Consider the following 18190-nt stretch of genomic DNA (forward strand, 5'->3'; position numbering starts at 1 on the left):
GGACGCGTGTAAGTTTTCTGCTTCGATGCAAGTAAAGTAAGCAATCATGTCAAAAGAACCATACTGTTTCCGCTCACTGCAAAAGAAGTTCTATCTTCCGGTTCTCATAGCCGGGGTGATAGCCATCATCCTGACATCCATCATGCCCACGATTGGCGAGGTGGGAATGGCTAGTGAGAAAGCCCAGACGGTGATCGGGCAATGGGTTGCCTTTTTCGGTGAATTTCACCCACTTTTCCTGCACCTTCCGATTGGTGCGCTGATGCTGGTCTTTTTGATGGAAGCAGCCGGGTTGGCTAGTCGCGGGCGTTATAAGCCGAATACAACGCTCGGTCTGTTCTTTGCCTCCGTGACTGGTTTGTTTGCGGTACTCTTCGGTTACTGCCTCTATTTGACGGGTGAGTTCAGTGGTGAGCTTGTCGAAAGCCACAAGCGTGACGGTATCATCTTTACGGTTCTATTGATTGGCAGCTTCTTGCTTCGCTACACCACTGACGTGAAGGGCAGTGGCGGACTCTGGAGACCTGCCTACTACATGGCTCTCGGGGCTACTGGCGTGATGATGATGAGTGCCGGTCACCACGGTGGTGAAATGACTCACGGTGATCCCATGGACAAAGCTCCTTGGAATAAGGAGGAAGAAGACAAGCCTTCTCAGGAAGAGCTTGCTGACCCTGTAGTCTATACACACATCATTCACCCGATTCTCGATGCGAAGTGCATTTCCTGCCATGGTGAGAACAAGCAAAAGGGCGGCCTGAGAATGGACAGCTATGCTGCTCTTCTTGACGGTGGCAATGATGAGGTTTGTCTTGAGCCTGGTGACTTGAAGAAGAGTGCTATGATTTCATTCCTCCATCTTCCGATGGAAGATGATCTGCACATGCCACCAGAAGGAAAGACCCAGCTCACCAAAGAGGAGATTCAGATCCTGGAATGGTGGGTAGCCATGGGTGCGCCTGAGAAGGCGAAGCGTAGTGAGGTGGAGGTGACTCCTGAGATTGCCAAGGCTCTGGAGAGTCTGATGACACCTGAGGAGATTGCTGCCATGGAGAAGGCCCAAGAGGAAGCAAGACTCAAGAAAGAGAAGGAGCTCGCGGCGACTCGTGAGCGCTTGGCTAAGGGGCTTGAGAAGGTGAACCACAAGTATCCAGGTTCCCTGAAGTACATTTCCCAGGAAGGTACGGATCTCAGTTTCTCTGTCGTCAGCTACCGCAAGACTTTCAATGATGATAACATGGAGATTATCAACTCCGTTGCTAGCGAGATTGCTGAGCTGGATCTGGGGGCCTCTATGGTGACTGACAAAGGCTTGTCCAAGATTGATCAATTCACCAAGCTGAAAGTCCTTAAGCTGAATGAGACTGGTATCACGGATGCTGTCCTACCTCAGCTAGCCAAGCTCAAGAATCTCGAGGTGCTCAACCTCTATGGTACGCCAGTTACTGACAAGGGTATCAAAGTGCTTCATGGTCACACAGGTCTCAAGAAGGTTTACCTCTGGAATACTAAAGTGAGTGAAGCCGCTGCCAAGGAGCTGGAGAAATCCCTGCGAGAGGCATTTTCTAAGAACCCTGAAGGGGGGATTGAGCCTGAAGTGATTCTCGGAATCACCGGTAAGGAGTAAGTTCAGCTTCAAGTGTAAAACAGATCTAATGAAAAGGCCGTGCAGTGATGCGCGGCCTTTTTGTTTATCGTCCCATGCATGGCCCGGCATACGGTCAGGAAATGCTCACGCTGTGGTTGGGTATTCAGATAAAAAATCCCCGCAATCTCAAATTGCGGGGACCGTAAAGAATAGCTCTTAGTGGGGACTAGGAGGCGGTGACGGCGCTGCGGTCGTCGTTGAGTCCGGACTTCTCGAGGAAGTAGTCGTAACCTCCGGCGTACTTAGTGAGTGTGCCGTTGTTTACGTGGATGGTGGTCTCAGCGAGGTTGCGGATGAAGTGAACGTCGTGAGAAATGAAGAGGAGAGTGCCCTTGTACTGCTTGAGGGCTTGTACCAGAGCCTCGATAGATAGAATGTCGAGGTGGGTGGTAGGCTCGTCCATGAGCAGGAGGTTTGGCGGGTTCACGAGGAACTTCACCAGGTTTAGGCGGGACTTCTCGCCACCGGAGAGAACGCGTACGCGCTTCATGACGTCGTTTCTGCGGAAGAGGAAGGAACCGAGAATGGAGCGGGCCTCATCTTCACGTAGGTCAGGAGCGGACTCCATGACTTCATCAAGCACGGTGTTACTCTCATTGAGGGAGAGGGCGCGGTGCTGTGAGAAGTAGCCCATCTTGGTGGCGTAGCCTAGCTCACAGGAGCCACCCTGAATGTCTACATAGCCAGCAATGATCTTCATGAGTGTAGATTTACCGGCACCATTTGGTCCGACGAGGACAGTGCGGTCGCCACGCTCGATGATGAGGTCGATGCCGTCATAGATCACTTTCTCGCCGTAGGCTTGCTTGACTTGCTTCAGCTCTGCAACGATCTGGTTGGAACGAGGTGGATCAGGGATGTTGAACTTGAAGATCTTGCGTGGGGCCTGAGGTTTGACCAGCTTGGCTTTGAGCTTTTCGATCATCTTCATGCGCTCATTGACCTGAGAGGCCTTGGAGCCCACGTTGCGGAACTTGTCCACGAATTCCTGGATTCGCTCGATCTCCTTCTGCTGGGAGCGGTATTTGGCCACTTTTTGCTCGTAGCGCTTCTCTCGCTCGACTTCGTAGGCGGAGTAGTTGCCTGTGTAGTTGATGAACTTCTGCTCGTCGATTTCGTAGACGGTCTCGATGATCTCGTCCATGAAGTCACGGTCGTGGGAAATCACGAAGAGAGCGCCTGGATAGTTCTGCAGGTAACGCTGCAGCCAGATGAGGGAGAGGAGGTCAAGGTGGTTGGTAGGCTCGTCAAGCATCAGGAGATCTGGCTCCTGGACAAGCAGGCGGGCGAGATTCGCACGCATGATCCAGCCACCAGAGAATTCCTTGGCTGGCTTGTTAAATTCTTCTTCCTTGTAGCCGAGGCCAGCGAGGATCTTTTTGGCCTTAGGTTCGAGAGCGTAGCCATTGGCTGCGTCGAAGGTATCCTGGGCATCGGCAAATTCCTTGGAAGTGTGGTCTCCCTTAGCTTCGCACTCGCGCATGACCTTCATGGCATTGGCGACTTCTGGAGTAATGCCGGTAGCGAGCTCCATGATGGTTTCTTCACCTGGATCGCCGGATTCCTGGGAGAGGTAACCTACGATGCCGTACTCATCCATCTCGATGGTGCCAGCGTCTGGCTCGTCCTGTCCGAGGATGAGGCGGAAGAGGGTCGACTTGCCTGCACCGTTGGGACCGACGAGAGCGACGCGCTCACCCCAGTTTACTGTAAGCTTGGCGTCTTCAAAGAGGGTGCGGCCGCCGACTGTTTTGGTGAGTTGGTGGATGTTTAGCATGCGGTTTGTTTGGAGGTAAGTGCTTTAAGTTTCAAGTGCTAAGTTGCTTGTTTTCTGTCTCCTAAGATACAACGGAAAAATCCGCATCCCAGTAGAGATGCGGATTTTTTGAAAAGGAACCAGTGGTCGTTCCAATGTTCTCTGAGGCGGATTAACGCTTGGAGAACTGGAAGCGCTTGCGTGCGCCTGGCTGACCGTACTTCTTACGCTCTTTCATGCGTGGGTCGCGGCGAAGAAGGAGAGCTGCCTTAAGTGCTGGGCGAAGCTCTGCGTCGTGCTTGATAAGTGCACGAGCGATAGCGAGTTTGATAGCGCCTACCTGGCCTGTGACACCACCACCCTTAACAGTGACTTTAACGTCGAACTTGTTGAGGAGTTTGGTTACTTGGAATGGCTCGAGTACTCCGTTCTGAAGGGAAAGAGTAGGAAGGTAGTCTTCGAAAGCACGCTTGTTGATGGTGATTTGGCCGGTGCCCTCTTGTACCCAAGCGTGGGCGATAGCGTTTTTACGACGGCCTGTAGCACTGTTGGTTGTTGCTGCGCTCATAATATAAAATCTTCTGTGTTAGGACTAAACTTCGTAGTTTTCTGGGTTCTGAGCAGTGTGTGGATGCTCGGCACCGTTGTACACGTGAAGCTTCTTGTAAACTGCGTTACCGAGCTTGTTGTGTGGAATCATGCCACGAACTGCGCGCTCAACGAGGAGCTCTGGCTTGCGGGCTCGAACCATCTTAGGGTTCTCGACTTTCTGATTACCTACGTAGCCTGTGTAGTGTGTGTAGATCTTCTGTACTTCTTTGTTGCCTGTGAGGCGAACTTTCTCAGCGTTGATGATGATGACGTTGTCACCAGTGTCTACGTGAGGAGTGAAGATTGGCTTGTGCTTGCCACGAAGAAGAACTGCAGCTTCGCGAGCGACCTGACCGAGCACCTTGTCAGCTGCGTCGATCACATACCATTTGCGCTCTACGTCCTGAGCTTTAGCGGAGAATGTTTTCATTGTTCCTAAATCTGGTTCCTTGTTTTCCTAGGTTGTAGGCACAGGAGAACGAATTCCCTATGCCGTGAAAGGGCGGGCAAACTAGGAGCGAGAACGCCGAGTGTCAATCGAAATCTCGCCGACTTTTTGGTTTTTTCAGCTTTGTTAAGTATTCCGAAGGAATATCAAGCGTTTGCGGCGTTTTGCTAGCTTGTCAGAAAGCTGTCTAGCAGGCTAAATGGGCTTTGTGAAGATGGATATTGAGTGGACGAAGCTAATTCCGAACGGTGGACGTGTCTTTATTGGTGGGGGAGCCAGTGTTCCCTTGAAGTTGGTGGAGGATTTGCTGGCTCAGCATGAGAGTTTTCAGGATGTGGAGCTCATCCATATTCATACTCTGGGGGAGATGCCATGGGTGGATGAAAAGTATGAGGGCAGTTTCCGGCCTAATAGTTTCTTTCTTTCCCGGAAGATGTTTGATGCTGTGGACCAAGGCAGGGCGGATTATACCCCTTGCCCGATGTCTGAGATTCCCCGCTTGTTCAGTACTGGCGTGCTGCCTCTGGACGTAGTCTTGGTGCAGGTGAGTCCTCCGGACGAGGAGGGGATGGTTTCACTGGGGGTCAGTGCCGATGTGGTCTGTGCTGCGGTGAAAGGAGCCAAAAAAGTGGTGGCTCAGGTAAACAAGCATGTGCCGCGCACCTTCGGGGATACTCGTATTCCACTGAAGAAGCTTCACAAGATGATCGAGCATGACGCCCCGTTACCAGAGATTGAGCAATGGGAGTATAAAGAGCATCACCGCAAGATCGGGGAGTATGCTGCCCAACTCATCGATGACGGTTCCATTATTCAGGCGAGTATGGGAAATAGCCCTCAGGCGGTGTTGCATTCGCTCAAGAATCATCGGAATCTGGGTATTCACACAGGTTGCTTCACAGATGCGATGATGGAGCTGACCAAGTCTGGTGCCGTAGATAATAGTCTGAAACTGGCACAGAAGGGGCTCAGTGTGGCGTCTCATTGCCTGGGATCCCAGGCTCTTTATGATTTTGTCAGGGATAATAAGGAACTGGCGCTCTATCGCAGTGATTGGGTGAATAATCCTCATCGTATCGGGAAGCTTAAAGGGATGGTAGCCATCAACGGTGCGCGAGAGATCGACCTTACCGGGCAGGTGGTTCGTGATTCCAGAGGGCATCGCTTCTATGGGGGGATCGGAGCTACTCAGGACTTTATTCGTGGGGCGGGTATGAGTAAGGGCGGCTGCCCGATTATTGCACTAGCTTCTACAGATGATGATGGTGCCTCTCGCATCGTGACCGGTCTGACATCTGGTAGTGGGGTCTGCAGCTCCCGGGGGGACGTGCATTATGTTGTCACCGAGTACGGGGTGGCTAACCTAGTAGGGCAGACGATTCGTCAACGGGTGCTGCGCCTGGTGGAGATTGCTCATCCCAGTGCTCGCGAAGGGCTCTTGGAAGGGGCCAGGATGCAGGGCTGGATTCCCAAGATCTATGGATTTAATCCGAAGGGAATCAATGATGCTACCCAGGAGATCGATAGTAAGAGGATCACCTTTGATAATCTGACTTATATTCTGAGGCCTCTTCACCCGAGTGATGTGCGTTCGCTGCAGATGTTCCTGTTTGCTCAGGACGAAGAAACGATCCGCCTTCGCTACGGCTATGCAGCTCCTGCGCTTGATGAGCGTTCCGCCTACCGAATGGCGTCAGTGGATCAATCTAGGGATCTGGCTCTGGGGATTTTTTACAAGATCGGCCACAGGGAAGAGCTTCGGGCGGTCGGACGTTTCTACTTGGATCGGGACAAGACCTCGGCTGAAGTGGCCTTTCTCGTGCACGAGAAGGCAAGGCGTAAAGGAATCGCCAACTACCTTTTGTCTGAGATGTCGGTGATCGCAAAGGCGAGGGGAGTGAAGCGTTTCTGGGCCAGTGTGCTCAGAGAAAATAAACCCATGGCTCAGTTGTTTTTCAGCCGTGGCGCGGAGAGGGAGAGGATTCCTGAGGATGACAGTGATGAGTATGTCATGAGCGTCGCTGAATTGGTGCGTCAGTATCAGAAGTGGCAGGCGAGGCAGGAGCTCAAGGGGCAGACGGTGGCGAGTATTGCCATGGAACTTCAGTCAAAGAAGAAGGCACCTGCTCGTGTCAAGGATCGTGGATTGGGGATTTATAAGTCCGAGTTTCTACTCAAGCACCAGCCTGGGCCTGAGCACCCGGAGTCTCCGGAGCGATACCAAGCCGTGCTTGAGGCAATCGGAGAGGTCGAAGGGGATGTGACTTGGATTGCTGAGCGTAAGGCGGAGGTGAAGGAGGTTCTCTTGGCGCATTCTGCCAGCTACCATGATCTGGCGAAATACGACATCGAGCACTTTGCCGATCAATTAAGAACGGGGGATACGATGGTATGCATGGATTCTTATGATGTGGTGATGGCCGCGGTGGGTGGAGTCCTTAATGCGGTGGATGAGGTGATGGAGAACAGAGTCAGCCGTGCTTTCTGCGCTGTGAGGCCGCCCGGACATCACGCCACGGAAGACAGAGGAATGGGGTTCTGCATCTTTAATCATGCCGCGATAGCTGCCAGGTATGCACAAAGCCGCCACGATGCGGATAGAGTGGCGATACTCGATTGGGATGTGCACCATGGTAACGGGACCCAGGATATCTTCTATGAAGATGGGACGGTCTTCTATTTTTCAACGCATCAAGACGGAGTGTTTCCATTCAGTGGCAGCGCCAATGAGACAGGCATTGAGGATGGGGCTGGATCTAACTGGAATGTTCCCTTGCCTGCTAGCTCTGGTGATGATGCCTATGGTGAAGCTTGGGGCAAAGCTCTCGAAGCACGGCTGAAAGAGTTTGCCCCTGATTTGATTATTATTTCCGCTGGTTTTGATGCCTCCGCGTCTGACCCTTTGGCGGACATGTCTGTCACTCCCTCTGGATTTGCCAAGCTCACCAATCTGGTGAGGGGTTATGCTGACCAGTTTTGCGGAGGAAAATTGATCAGTGTGCTTGAGGGGGGGTATGACCCGAAGTCTCTGAAAGAGTGTGTCCAGCAGCATCTGGTCTCTCTGAAATGACATTAAAGTGAAAAAAGATTCATTTTATGCTTGTCGAATCTGAAATTTCGGGGTATTTCATTAATCACCATTTGGGGGGTATAAGGGGCTGTAGATGATCTCGATCGTCTGCAGCCCTTTAATTTTATAGCATAGGAGTGCGTTCTCCTGATTGGGAGAGACTGTGTGGTTAAAATTAATTCATCAAACTAGAGTGTGGAAATGTGGAGCCTCTGTCTGATACGGTTCAGAGTTTTAAGCTGTCTACGGCTGAATCTTCTGTGATTGTGAAGATGATTCTAGCTAGTGAGAGAATGTACATGAAAATTATTTCATTTAATTCTTGTCATGTGCCAGGAATGCGCTATTACTTCGTTTAACCATTTGGGGGGTTAACGAGCTGTAGGATGATTCATTTCACCTGCAGCTCTTTTTTTACAGGGGAGGCACCCATACTTTTGGGGTGTTTTTGCGCTTTATCGATTAGATTTACAAAAATGAAAATAAATTCATTTATTGGGTTGACGGATCGCGTTTTCTGACTACAAACAGAGTCACCATTTGGGGGGTATTGGGGCTGTGGATGGAATGAATCCGTCTGCAGCCCTATTTTTTTGGAGTTTTTTGACAGGTTGTTTGAATGAGGGTCGATGAGAAATAAAATGAGCAAATAATGAAAATAAATTCATTTAATGATTGACGAATTGCATTTTCTGAGTAAAAACAGAATCACCATTTGGGGGGTATTTAAGGGCTGTGGACGCACAATGTGTCTGCAGCCCTTATTCTTTTTCTGTATTCGTTCAGCGGCGTAGACGGTGCCAGGCCGATGTGTCAGGTGAGATCAAGCTGCTAAGTGGAGAATGGTGGAGCTCGAAGGTGTTGATGATGTGCTCGAGCAAGACGATAGAAGCAGCGGCGTCATAGAGGGCATCGTGCCAGGTTCTGTCTGGAACGATTTTACCCACGCTATGGTGAAGGTTGTGAGTTTGGCAAATGGCCCCCAGTGAGTGGTCGGAAATTTCGGGCCAAGCAGCACGAGAAAGTTGCAGTGTATCGATCCAGGGGCCAAACCCGTGTCCCGGGAAGGCGTTAAGAAAGCGTTTCTCGGTGCCATGCCCATGAGCGACGACTGCTCTGGAAGCCAGTCGGCGTTTCAGGTGAGGCCAGAGCAGCATGAGTTTAGGGGCATCCTTCAGATCATCCCGAGTGATGCCGTGTACCTTCTGAGCCGACCAAGTGATATCCTGATCCGTATGAATGTAGGAAGTCCAGGTGTCTGAGATTCCATCATCCAGTGACCAGGAGGTGGTGCCTACTTGCACGGGGGCGTCAGTCTTTCCGCTGGCAGTACCTGCGGATTCAAAATCAATAGCCGTGAATATCGTCTCTCGGATCACCGTTCGAGTCATGCCTGTTGCACAGTCAGTGATCAACCTGGAAATCTCTGAGAGTGCAAAATTTAAGCTCGCAGATCTAGTGGGAGATTAGAGGTCTGCTCATTGGAGTCTGCTGGGATGCGGGGAATCATCTTGCTGAGATTGGTGGAGAAATGCTCAATGCCAGATGCTAGCTTGGATATTTGCTTGGATCGTTCGTTGATCAGCTCCGTGCCAGACTCACTAATAGTGTGAAGTGAGATGGAAATTTTCTCCTGATTGATAGGCAGGCTGTTGATAGCAAGTTTGACTTGAGAAAGGTCTTTGGGCGTAGCTTGCTGTTGATGACTAGTCTGAGTCTCTTGAGTATATGCGGTTGGAGATTGAGCGTGTGGCTGCGTTTCTGGCTGAATGGCGATGAGTAGCCCGATGCAGGCCGCGACAGCGAGTGGTATCCAGATTTTTAGGATACTAGTCTTGTCTGATGGCTTCGGCTCAGTCTGGCGTGTGTTGATCTCAGCCATGATTGTGTCTGCCAAGTCTGCAGGCGTTTCCGCAAATTGCGTGATGCTGGCTAGTTCGGAGAGTGAGCCAGCAGGTCCCCACTGTTGATGGAACTCGGCACATTCCGGGCAGGCGGAGATATGTTGCACAAGGTCACTTGTCAGCGTATTCCCTTCATCGTAATGATCTGAGAGGCGCATCATAGTTTGTTCACAGGTGTCTTTCATGGTGGGAATAGTTTAGTGGTTCACAGTGGCAGCTAGCTCGTGCTGTTCAGCAAGAAGGCTGGATTGAGCGAGCGCTTTGCGGCCGCGGAATAGGTGGATTTTTACATTGGAGGGACTTTGCTTCATAGTCTCGCTGATCATTTTGACCGGCATCTCTTGCTGGTAGTGGAGCCAGAGAGCTGTGAATTGGTCGTCTGATAGGAGGCGTCTGGCTTCGTCCCAGAACACTTCTGCTTGCTCATTGGAGTCCAGATCGGTTCTAGGGGTTGTGCTAAGAATGTCTGAGGCATTGGCAGGTTCGGGGAGAGGCTTGAGCTTACGAAAATGGTCGTTGGCTTTGTTGCGGGCTATTCCGTAGATCCAGGCGCTAAAAGACTTCTCCGTGTCAAAGGACTCCAGATTGCGATAGATTGCGATGAAGGTCTCTTGGCATACGTCTTGGGCATCAGACCTCTCATTCAGGCGCTTGAGGAGGAAGGCCATGAGCTTGTTCTCATAGCGTGCAATAATGGAGCGATATGAGTTTGTGCAGCCAGCCAGAACCATGCGGACGAGTTCTTCGTCTGTGGTTTCGGTGGGGAGACTCATGTGGTGTATGTCGCTCATGGTGAGATTGTGCATGGCACTTGGCGAAGCCGGAGGTGCCATGCACAGGGTGATCTAGTCTATAGGAGGTTTATTCTTCGTGAGAGTCCTTGTCCTTCTCGCATTTTTCTTTCTGGAATTTCTCGATGATAGGCATGGCGGACTGGAGGTAGCGGCCATACTTGGATGGGAATGCTGTTTTGTTGGCGAGATGGATGCCGCTGCCGTCATTACCAAAAGCGAAGACGTAACCAGTTTTTGGTTTGGTAAGATCTTGGATCAGTCGGTCGATGAGAGGTTTGGCTTTCTGGAAGTCCTCATCATTCAGAAGGCCTTCTTTCTCAGCTGTTTTATAAAGTGTTTCCAGTTGGTTGACGAGTTCCTTCGAGATGTATGCCATGGAATTGCCTGTGGCGGGCATGCCTGCCCAAGCTGCTTTGAAGGCAGGGTCGTCTGCGAGTTGCTGGCCTGAGGTTTGAGACTTGGCCAAGAAATCGGCTGAGCTCGCTACCCAGATTTGATCCTTGTTCTTATCGACGACCAGTAGCGGGGCGTAACCTTGGAGAGCTGGGGCCATATCTTCCGGAACAGCGTAAGTGATGACTCCATCTTTTTCGGTTTTTTTCAGAGGCATTCCTTGGCTTTGAATTAGTTCATCGCCAAATTTGTCCCAGAGCCAGACTAGGCCGTCTGCACGGGCTACGAGATTGGGTCTCGGCATTTTGTTCTCGCCGAGAGCGATGGTCTTGGTGGGATCCAAGTCGATGGCGAGGTTGAGGACGGTGTGAGATTTCTTGAGGCTGTCCTCGATGGAGAGTCCCAAGTCTGGGAGCTCCATGGTGATCTGGGATTCCAATGTGTCTTTCTTGCCTACCGACTCGGCTACCTTACGAGCAATTTCTGGTGCCTTTCTCAGGTCCAGGGTCAGCTGGAGGGCGAGGTCTGTGCCGGCAGGGCACATGGTAGGGGCGGTGTACTGTTTGTTGGTTTCACCGACGATAGAAAAGATACCGCTACCATCAGTCTGGAGGTAAGCTTGGTTCAGCCAGATGTCACCTTGTTTGGTGTTGCTCATGGCTGTGGCCTTGAGGGAATCCAGTCCAGTCGCCGTCATGAGTTTGGCGATATCAAAATTCTCTGGTATGTCCTCGCCGTTCTTGCGGGCGACTTCGACTATGAGTTGCAGGTACTCAGTGAGAAGTTGGATGTCGCCATCGACTCGGTTTAGCTCCACATAGCTGCCGGAGAGGTCTACCTTGCTGGCCGCCTGATTAAGGTCGGGGTTGACGGATTGGGCATTGAGTGTGCTGCCTGCGATGAGGGCGGCTGCTGGGAATGCGATAAGGTGTCTTTTTTTCATGGTTGTCTAAGAGGGATTGTAATTGGTGAACACGAGCGAGAGTGGTTCTCTGAAGTGTTATTCTGCAGAGGATTCTCCAAATACAGAGTCTAGGTTACACAAATCTCAGTATAATTGAAAATGTGCCTGTGTATGCCGCGAATTCGATCTTGCATGTTAAGCGAGGTGAATCATTGTCTCTGGCGTGAACGGATGTCCGGTAAAACCGAGTATTGAAGAGTTTCGCAGCCTCGCGATGCAGGGCAATGTTGTCCCTGTCTACGCGCAGCTTGCTGCGGATTTCGAGACACCTATGTCCGCCTATGTCAAAGTGGCGGATGAGACGGGTGCGTTTTTGCTAGAGAGCGCCGAAAGTACAGACGCAGGCGGTCGTTATTCCTTTGTGGGTAGCAGACCAAAGGCTGTATTTCAGGCAAATGGTAAGGAAATCAGCTGGCGAGAGGGCAGCGATACTCAGTTCATTACCGCAGAGACAGACGTGCTTGCTGAGCTGGAGAAGCTGATGGCGAAGTACAAGCCGGTCACGCACGGCGATGCTCCTCCATTTTATGGCGGCATGGTCGGTTATCTTTCCTATGATGCGGTCCAGCAGTTCGAGCCATCCATCACGCAGACACCAGAGGATGATCTCGGTCTGCCGGATGCGGTCTTCATGCTGGCGGATACGCTAATCGTCTTTGACCAGAAGCTGCGCCGCATGCTGGTGGTGGCGAATGCCTTCATTGATGAAGCTGAGAGTGTGGACGCTGCCTATGAGCAGGCTGTCGCCAATATCGAATCGATGATTGCCAAGATCGATGAGCCGCTTCATGTGGAAGCTCTCAATGGTCTGGCTGATTACGACCAGCCGGAGCTGAAGAGTAATACTTCCCAAGCTGAGTATGAGCAGATGGTTCTTAAGGCGAAGGAATACATCGCCGCTGGAGATGCCTTCCAGGTTGTTCCCAGCCAGAGGTTTGAGGCGGATTACCATGGTAGCCCGGTAGATCTCTACCGTGCTCTGCGCCATGTGAATCCGTCTCCCTACATGTTTATTTTGCAGCTGGAAGGCTTCTCCCTGGTGGGGAGTTCTCCGGAAGTGCACGTGCGTTCCATCGGTGGTCGTATCGATATCCGCCCGATTGCGGGCACGCGCTGGAGGGGCAAGACCAAGGAAGAGGATGATGCTCTTGCTGCGGATTTGCTGGCCGACCAGAAGGAGTGCGCCGAGCACCTGATGCTGGTGGATCTGGCTCGTAACGACGTAGGTCGCATTGCCAAGCACGCCAGCGTGCGGGTGGATGACTTCATGATCGTGGAACGCTACAGCCACGTGATGCACATTGTGAGTAACGTGCATGGTGATCTAGCCGATGGCTACAGCGCCTATGATGTGCTACGCTCGACTTTCCCGGCAGGTACCGTGAGTGGTGCGCCGAAGATTCGCGCTATGCAGATCATCAACGAGCTGGAGAAGAACAAGCGCTGCACCTACAGTGGTGCGGTTGGTTACTTCGGCTGGGATGGGGGACATGATTCCTGCATTACTCTGAGAACCTGTTTGGTGAAGGACGGCAAAGTCTATGTCCAGGCTGGTGCCGGAGTCGTGGCGGATAGTAATCCCACCTACGAGTACAACGAAACCTGCAACAAGGCCAAAGGGATGCTCCGTGCAGTGGGGCTTGCTAAGACAATTACCCCGGCTCAGTCCAAGTAGAACCCTAGTAGTAGAAGCAAATTTACCATGTTGTTAGTCATCGATAATTACGACTCCTTTACCTACAACTTGGTCCAGTACTTTGGTGAGCTGGGTCAGGAAATGAAAGTTGTCCGCAATGACAAGATCTCACTGGAGGAAATCTCTGAGCTGGCTCCAGACCACATCTGTATTTCTCCGGGACCATGTACGCCGAACGAGGCGGGCGTGAGCTGTGATGTTATCCGTGAGTTCGGAGGGAAGATTCCAATTTTTGGAGTCTGCCTCGGTCATCAGAGCATTGGCCAAGTCTATGGCGGAGACGTCATTCGCGCTGAGCAGTTGATGCACGGAAAGACCAGTAAGGTCTTCCATGAAGGAAAAAGTGTATTCCGCGGCTTGCCAAACCCTCTAACAGCGACACGTTATCACTCACTTATCGTGAAGCGTGACACTCTGCCTGACTGTCTTGAAATTACAGCCGAGACTGAAGACGGGGTGATCATGGGGCTGAGACACAAAGAGCTGGAAGTGCACGGAGTGCAGTTCCACCCGGAGTCCATCCTCACGGAAAGAGGGAGAGAGATGCTCCAGAACTTTCTGGATATCAAAATCTCCTAACGAACGAGTTAGATTACATTTTGGAACTTCAAGAAATCAAAGCCGCGATACCGGAATATGGCCTGAGGCAAGGAGCTGACTGGCTGTATTCTCCCGAGCCCTTCAAGCTTACCAAGCGTGAAGCACGCATGGTGAAAAGTCTTGGGCATCCGCTGGCGCAGTTCCAAAAAGCTTCGGATAATATTTATCAGCGCTCCGCAATGGGGCGCTTGCCCAAATGGATCTCTGGGGTTCTTGACGCCGGCAAGCCGGAATGGATGGTTCAGCACCAGCAGCAGGTTGGAATGCGCGAGGTGGTGCCGCGCGTGATCCGGCCGGACTTGATTCTTACTGAGGATGGCTTCGCCCTTACCGAGCTGGACAGCGTGCCTGGTGGTATGGGGATTACGACTTGGCTCAGCCAGATGTATTCTGATGCTGGCTTTGAGATCTTTGGTGGTCGCGATGGTGTGCCCCAGGGCTTCCGTAGCCTGATGCCTGACGGTGGCCGTATCCTCGTGAGTGAGGAAAGTGCGGATTACCGTCCGGAGATGGAATGGCTGGCTCAGCAAGTGGGGAACGATATCTTTGTAGAGACAGCTGAAACGGCGACTTCTAGCGAAGCGGATACCTACCGGTTCTTTGAGTGGTTTGACTGGGAGAATATTTCCCATGCCAAAGACCTGGCGGGTATGTTGAATCTCACAAGTCCGTGTAAGCCGCACCTTGAAGAGAAACTCTGGCTGGCTCTGCTCTGGACGCCAGCTTTGCAGGGACTCTGGCAAGAGGTGATGCGCGGCAAGCATCTCCAGCGAGTAAAAGACGTCGTGCCATTCGGCTGGATGATGGATCCTCAGGAGCTTCCGCCGCATGCCGCACTGCCGAGCCTCGGAGTACATTCTTGGAATGAGGTGAAGAAATTCAGCCAGACTGAGCGTCGCCTAGTCGTGAAGATCAGCGGATTCAGTGAGCTCGCCTGGGGATCGAAGAGTGTGCAGATTGGACACGATATGCCCAGGGACGAGTGGGCTTCTGCCATCGAGACGGCAGTTTCCCAGTTTAATACCCAGCCATGGGTCATGCAGGAGTATCATGCTGGCCGTATTGTGGAGCATCCGTACTACGATCCTGAGTCTGGAGAGCTTCGCATGATGAAGGGGCGCGTGCGTCTCTGCCCATACTACTTTGTAGATGGCAAAGGGCAGACCTCGCTAGGGGGGACTCTGGCGACGATCGTACCTGCGGATAAGAAAAAGATCCATGGTATGAAAGACGGTATTCTTTTGCCCTGTGTGGTAGAGGAATAGAACTGCCAAAAGCTAAAAAAGCGGAAGCAATGGTTTGCTTCCGCTCCTGAGATTAAAAGGTAAGAGTGCTGCTGTCTTACTTGCGGCGTCTCATGATGAGTGCCAGTCCACCTAAGCCGAGTAGAGCGGATGAAGAAGGCTCAGGAATGGCGCTTAACGTGCCAGTTCCATTCACCGTGAAGTAGTCGTCGAAGTTGGAATCATTGATCTGGACGCCGCCCACAGTGAGGGTAGTGGATTCGATTTCAGTAACCCATTCCGTTCTGCCCCAAGCTTCATTGGTCATGCTGCCTGTCCAGTCAGCTGCGATGGTCCATTCGGAAGCTGTAAAGAAGTTGTTGTTGTTGCCTACAGCTGTGCTGGCCATGCCATTGATGGAGAAGTCACCGCCGATGTTCAAGATGCCGCCATTGTAGGTTCTTATTACGGTATTGCTGACCAAGTTATCGATAGTTCCACCGAGAAGGTTGATGGTGCTGCCGTCGGCCCAGAATCCCATGCCGGAGAATGTGCCGCCAGTGATGTTTGCGACTGCACCAGAGGCGACTTGGAGCCGAGTACCGCCAGTACCTGATCCTGCAAGGATGCCATCGGTGACGTTCAGGGTGACGCCCGAACCGACCGTGAAGACGCGGAATTCAGCGTAGTTTCCTCCATCCACCTGCCAGGTGAGTGAACCGCCGCCAGAGGTACTGATGGAGAAATCCCTGTAGTTGGTAATTTCATCATTTGGGTCCCCAATGGTTCCACTGGAATGAGTGACGGTGACACTGGAGCCTCCGTTGGCGATGGAGATGTTGCCGAGTTCTCCGTCAGTGGAGATGGAGCCATCGTTGCCTGATCCAGGAAGGCCATTGTCCCAGTTGCTGGCTATACCAAGGCTGTCATCGGTTCCTATTGGGTCTCCAATGAAGCTGGTGGCAGCGTGTGCATGGATTGCAGTGAGGGTGATTATGGGTATGAATTTTAGTGCTTTCATTTTTGCGTGTTGGGTTATGCGTGTCCCGAAATAGAGAGATGATCTGTCTTTCAGCCTTTTAGGACTGGATAGAAATTTCAGGATGCTAGAAACACTAGTTACTGCTGAGTAAGGAGGTAAGGCCTAAACGTGCATAATTGTACGCGCATTTGTGTACTTGAGATCCAAAAAGTCAGAGAGCACTGAACGGAACCACTTCAAGAAGAGGTGCACCGCAATAGGAGGACTGGAATAGGCCGGATTCTTATTGGCCGGACTGACGATGTTTCTTGATAGCCCGCCATTTGGCGTAGGTCTGATACTGTACCGTATTCAGTTTAAAAGCCCGGTCAAAAATTTTAGCCATCAAGAGAGAGAAGGCCTGCCAGAGTAATCATGAGCTGCGGATCCAGAGCGATACCGAAGGCAAAAATCCCAATGGATGTTCCAAAGGCGATGACTGTGGAAATGATGGTAATGGAGCCCCAAAGGTAACGTCTAGCTCTCAGGGCTTTGACGTAATCTTTCTCGCTGACACCTTTTGCCAGATGATAGATGTGTGGAATTTCCTCCTCTTCGCTCATCTCTAACATATAGCGAAATGGCGAAGAGGGGGATAGTGCAAACACAGAATGCAAATTATTTGTCGAGGCCGGGCAGCTTCCAGATCGGGTGGGAGGTGTGCTCCTTGGCCATAATCTCCTCGATCTTCTTCACGATATCAGGATGCTCCGCAGCGAGGTCTTTGGTTTCCCCGATATCAGTATCTAGATTGTAGAGTTCGGTTTTCCCTTTGAGCCCGTCTCGTCGGTAGCCTTTCCATTTGCCCATACGGACTGATTGCTGTCTGCCAGTCTCGTAAAACTCGAAGTAGATGTAATCTCGATTGGTTTGCTTGTTAGGCTCACCGGCGAGTGTGGGGAAGATAGAAATGCCGTCCATCTCTTTGGTGACATGGTTTCCTCCGGCTTCGGCCACGGTGGGTATGACGTCGACCTGGGTCGTGATGAGTGCTGAGCTGCTACCTGGCTTGATTTTATCTGGCCACACAGCGATCATCGGGGCTCGGATGCCTCCCTCGTAGAGGGAGCGTTTCATGGCGCGGAAAGGCCCATTGCCGTCGAAGGTTTTGGTGCGTCTGTAATAGGAGTTTTCGTCGCCATTGTCAGATGTCCAGATGATGATGGTGTTGTCGGCGATTCCAAGCTCGTCCAGCTTGGCGCGGATCTTGCCAAGGCTGCGGTCATGCCAAGTAAGCAGGGCGCAGTAGAGTTTTTCGTACTTGGTGAGCTTCGGGTTGTCTTTGTAGTCCAAAAGGTCTGGAACGCGCATGCCGCCGGGAGGACCTCCATGCGGGACGACTGAGGCGAAGTAGATAAAGAAGGGTTCCTCTTTGTTTTCGGTCATGAATTCGCAGATCTTATCTGCGTAAAGTTCCTCGATGAAGGTGCCTTTTCCCATGCCGACAACTCCGGATCCTTTAGGCTTTTCCAGAGTGCTGGTACCTTTCAGCAGTTCAGGAGCATTCGCTGGCAGAGTGATCTTCTTGCCGTTCTCCCAGATGTAGCTGGAGTAGTAGTCTCTGCAGTCAATGTGACCCAGGAATCCCATCCAGTAGTCCCATCCTGTGGCGGTGATTTCCTCAGGTGTAGAAGTTCCTCCGTGGCAGAGCTTGCCAAATGCGGCTGTTTTGTATCCTGCCTGTCTGGCGACTTCTCCTAGCATCGGGGTGTCGATGGGCCAGACGGAGCTTGGAAGAGTCTTACGATTGGCTCTCCAAGCGGCATTGCCTGGGTGTTTACCAGTGAGAAGGGTGCAGCGGGAGGGACCACAGACCGCATTACCAGCATAGGCATTGGTGAATGTCATGCCATCGGCCTTCAGCTTATCAAGGTTTGGAGTCTTGATGATGCTTTGACTGGCAGGATCCATCTCAAGGGACGGGACTTTGCCGATGCCCCAGTCATCTGTGTTGATGTAGATAATGTTTGGCTGCTTGGCTTGGGCATGTGTGAAGGCCAGCTCTGCTGAAAAAACGCTTAGGGCGAGAATGGAAGTCTTTAATAGCGAACGCTTCATTGGATGATTATAGATGATAAATGA

At 51.7% G+C, this 18190-nt stretch carries 15 protein-coding genes; 5 read left to right on the forward strand and 10 right to left on the reverse strand.

All coding sequences use genetic code 11. The annotated features are described in order from the left end of the window. Window positions 1-46: 46 nt before the first annotated feature. The gene (locus tag BUB27_RS06010; protein ID WP_143158670.1) at window positions 47-1627 is read left to right on the forward strand and encodes a c-type cytochrome domain-containing protein; all 1581 of its coding nucleotides are present in this window, start codon (window positions 47-49) and stop codon (window positions 1625-1627) included. Between the two features lie 187 nt (window positions 1628-1814). Here the strand turns inward: BUB27_RS06010 and BUB27_RS06015 are convergent, their stop codons facing one another. The 3 genes from BUB27_RS06015 to rplM all read right to left on the reverse strand — a co-directional run bounded on the left by BUB27_RS06015 (window position 1815) and on the right by rplM (window position 4425). Next, the gene (locus tag BUB27_RS06015; protein WP_143158671.1) at window positions 1815-3425 is read right to left on the reverse strand and encodes an ABC-F family ATP-binding cassette domain-containing protein; all 1611 of its coding nucleotides are present in this window, start codon (window positions 3423-3425) and stop codon (window positions 1815-1817) included. 151 nt (window positions 3426-3576) lie between these two features. Next, window positions 3577-3972, reverse strand: a complete 396-nt coding sequence (gene rpsI, locus BUB27_RS06020; protein WP_143158672.1) for a 30S ribosomal protein S9 — start codon at window positions 3970-3972, stop codon at window positions 3577-3579. A gap of 24 nt (window positions 3973-3996) precedes the next feature. Further along, window positions 3997-4425, reverse strand: coding sequence for a 50S ribosomal protein L13 (gene rplM / locus BUB27_RS06025; RefSeq protein WP_143158673.1), 429 nt, complete (start codon window positions 4423-4425; stop codon window positions 3997-3999). 232 nt (window positions 4426-4657) lie between these two features. Here rplM and BUB27_RS06030 point away from each other — a divergent pair, with 232 nt between their 5' ends. Further along, window positions 4658-7513 carry a GNAT family N-acetyltransferase gene (locus BUB27_RS06030; protein WP_234991728.1) on the forward strand — a complete coding sequence of 952 codons (2856 nt, stop codon included), beginning with the start codon at window positions 4658-4660 and terminating at the stop codon, window positions 7511-7513. A gap of 782 nt (window positions 7514-8295) precedes the next feature. Here the strand turns inward: BUB27_RS06030 and BUB27_RS06035 are convergent. From BUB27_RS06035 to BUB27_RS06050, 4 genes are all read right to left on the reverse strand, one after another. Then, window positions 8296-8904 carry a 3'-5' exonuclease gene (locus BUB27_RS06035; RefSeq protein ID WP_143158675.1) on the reverse strand — a complete coding sequence of 203 codons (609 nt, stop codon included), beginning with the start codon at window positions 8902-8904 and terminating at the stop codon, window positions 8296-8298. Window positions 8905-8954: 50 nt separating this feature from the next. After that, window positions 8955-9602: a hypothetical protein gene (locus BUB27_RS06040; RefSeq protein WP_143158676.1), complete on the reverse strand. Its 648-nt coding sequence runs from the start codon at window positions 9600-9602 to the stop codon at window positions 8955-8957. 12 nt (window positions 9603-9614) lie between these two features. Continuing rightward, window positions 9615-10208 carry an RNA polymerase sigma factor gene (locus BUB27_RS06045; RefSeq protein ID WP_159434826.1) on the reverse strand — a complete coding sequence of 198 codons (594 nt, stop codon included), beginning with the start codon at window positions 10206-10208 and terminating at the stop codon, window positions 9615-9617. A 70-nt stretch (window positions 10209-10278) separates the two neighbouring features. Continuing rightward, window positions 10279-11547 (reverse strand): hypothetical protein, encoded by a 1269-nt coding sequence (locus tag BUB27_RS06050; RefSeq protein ID WP_143158678.1) that lies wholly within the window; start codon window positions 11545-11547, stop codon window positions 10279-10281. Between the two features lie 235 nt (window positions 11548-11782). Between BUB27_RS06050 and trpE the strand changes: the two genes are divergently transcribed. From trpE to BUB27_RS06065, 3 genes are read left to right on the forward strand one after another with little or no spacing between them, the layout of a single operon-like run. After that, entirely contained in the window at window positions 11783-13243 is a 1461-nt protein-coding gene (trpE, locus tag BUB27_RS06055; RefSeq protein WP_200797104.1) for an anthranilate synthase component I, read from the forward strand. 27 nt (window positions 13244-13270) lie between these two features. Further along, entirely contained in the window at window positions 13271-13843 is a 573-nt protein-coding gene (pabA, locus tag BUB27_RS06060) for an aminodeoxychorismate/anthranilate synthase component II (protein ID WP_143158680.1), read from the forward strand. Window positions 13844-13863: 20 nt separating this feature from the next. Then, complete coding sequence (locus BUB27_RS06065) at window positions 13864-15129, forward strand: hypothetical protein (RefSeq protein ID WP_143158681.1); 1266 nt, start codon at window positions 13864-13866, stop codon at window positions 15127-15129. Between the two features lie 76 nt (window positions 15130-15205). Here BUB27_RS06065 and BUB27_RS06070 read toward each other — a convergent pair whose 3' ends face one another. The 3 genes from BUB27_RS06070 to BUB27_RS06080 form a co-directional block, all read right to left on the reverse strand. Next, window positions 15206-16108 (reverse strand): PEP-CTERM sorting domain-containing protein, encoded by a 903-nt coding sequence (locus tag BUB27_RS06070; protein WP_143158682.1) that lies wholly within the window; start codon window positions 16106-16108, stop codon window positions 15206-15208. Window positions 16109-16446: 338 nt separating this feature from the next. After that, a complete protein-coding gene (locus BUB27_RS06075) occupies window positions 16447-16671 on the reverse strand; it encodes a hypothetical protein (RefSeq protein WP_143158683.1) in 225 nt (74 codons plus the stop codon). Between the two features lie 55 nt (window positions 16672-16726). Next, a complete protein-coding gene (locus BUB27_RS06080) occupies window positions 16727-18166 on the reverse strand; it encodes an arylsulfatase (RefSeq protein WP_143158684.1) in 1440 nt (479 codons plus the stop codon). Window positions 18167-18190 lie beyond the last annotated feature (24 nt).

It is taken from the genome of Rubritalea squalenifaciens DSM 18772 (assembly GCF_900141815.1).
Lineage (GTDB): Bacteria > Verrucomicrobiota > Verrucomicrobiia > Verrucomicrobiales > Akkermansiaceae > Rubritalea > Rubritalea squalenifaciens.

Bases quoted from the DNA above. Each gene is read 5' to 3' on its own strand.
- BUB27_RS06075 (WP_143158683.1), bottom strand. From the start codon at position 16,671: ATGAGCGAAGAGGAGGAAATTCCACACATCTATCATCTGGCAAAAGGT.
- BUB27_RS06045 (WP_159434826.1), bottom strand. From the start codon at position 10,208: ATGAGCGACATACACCACATGAGTCTCCCCACCGAAACCACAGACGAA.
- rplM (WP_143158673.1), bottom strand. From the start codon at position 4,425: ATGAAAACATTCTCCGCTAAAGCTCAGGACGTAGAGCGCAAATGGTAT.
- rpsI (WP_143158672.1), bottom strand. From the start codon at position 3,972: ATGAGCGCAGCAACAACCAACAGTGCTACAGGCCGTCGTAAAAACGCT.
- BUB27_RS06030 (WP_234991728.1), top strand. From the start codon at position 4,658: ATGGATATTGAGTGGACGAAGCTAATTCCGAACGGTGGACGTGTCTTT.
- BUB27_RS06015 (WP_143158671.1), bottom strand. From the start codon at position 3,425: ATGCTAAACATCCACCAACTCACCAAAACAGTCGGCGGCCGCACCCTC.
- BUB27_RS06010 (WP_143158670.1), top strand. From the start codon at position 47: ATGTCAAAAGAACCATACTGTTTCCGCTCACTGCAAAAGAAGTTCTAT.
- BUB27_RS06070 (WP_143158682.1), bottom strand. From the start codon at position 16,108: ATGAAAGCACTAAAATTCATACCCATAATCACCCTCACTGCAATCCAT.
- BUB27_RS06080 (WP_143158684.1), bottom strand. From the start codon at position 18,166: ATGAAGCGTTCGCTATTAAAGACTTCCATTCTCGCCCTAAGCGTTTTT.
- BUB27_RS06050 (WP_143158678.1), bottom strand. From the start codon at position 11,547: ATGAAAAAAAGACACCTTATCGCATTCCCAGCAGCCGCCCTCATCGCA.
- trpE (WP_200797104.1), top strand. From the start codon at position 11,783: ATGCAGGGCAATGTTGTCCCTGTCTACGCGCAGCTTGCTGCGGATTTC.
- BUB27_RS06035 (WP_143158675.1), bottom strand. From the start codon at position 8,904: ATGACTCGAACGGTGATCCGAGAGACGATATTCACGGCTATTGATTTT.
- BUB27_RS06040 (WP_143158676.1), bottom strand. From the start codon at position 9,602: ATGAAAGACACCTGTGAACAAACTATGATGCGCCTCTCAGATCATTAC.
- pabA (WP_143158680.1), top strand. From the start codon at position 13,271: ATGTTGTTAGTCATCGATAATTACGACTCCTTTACCTACAACTTGGTC.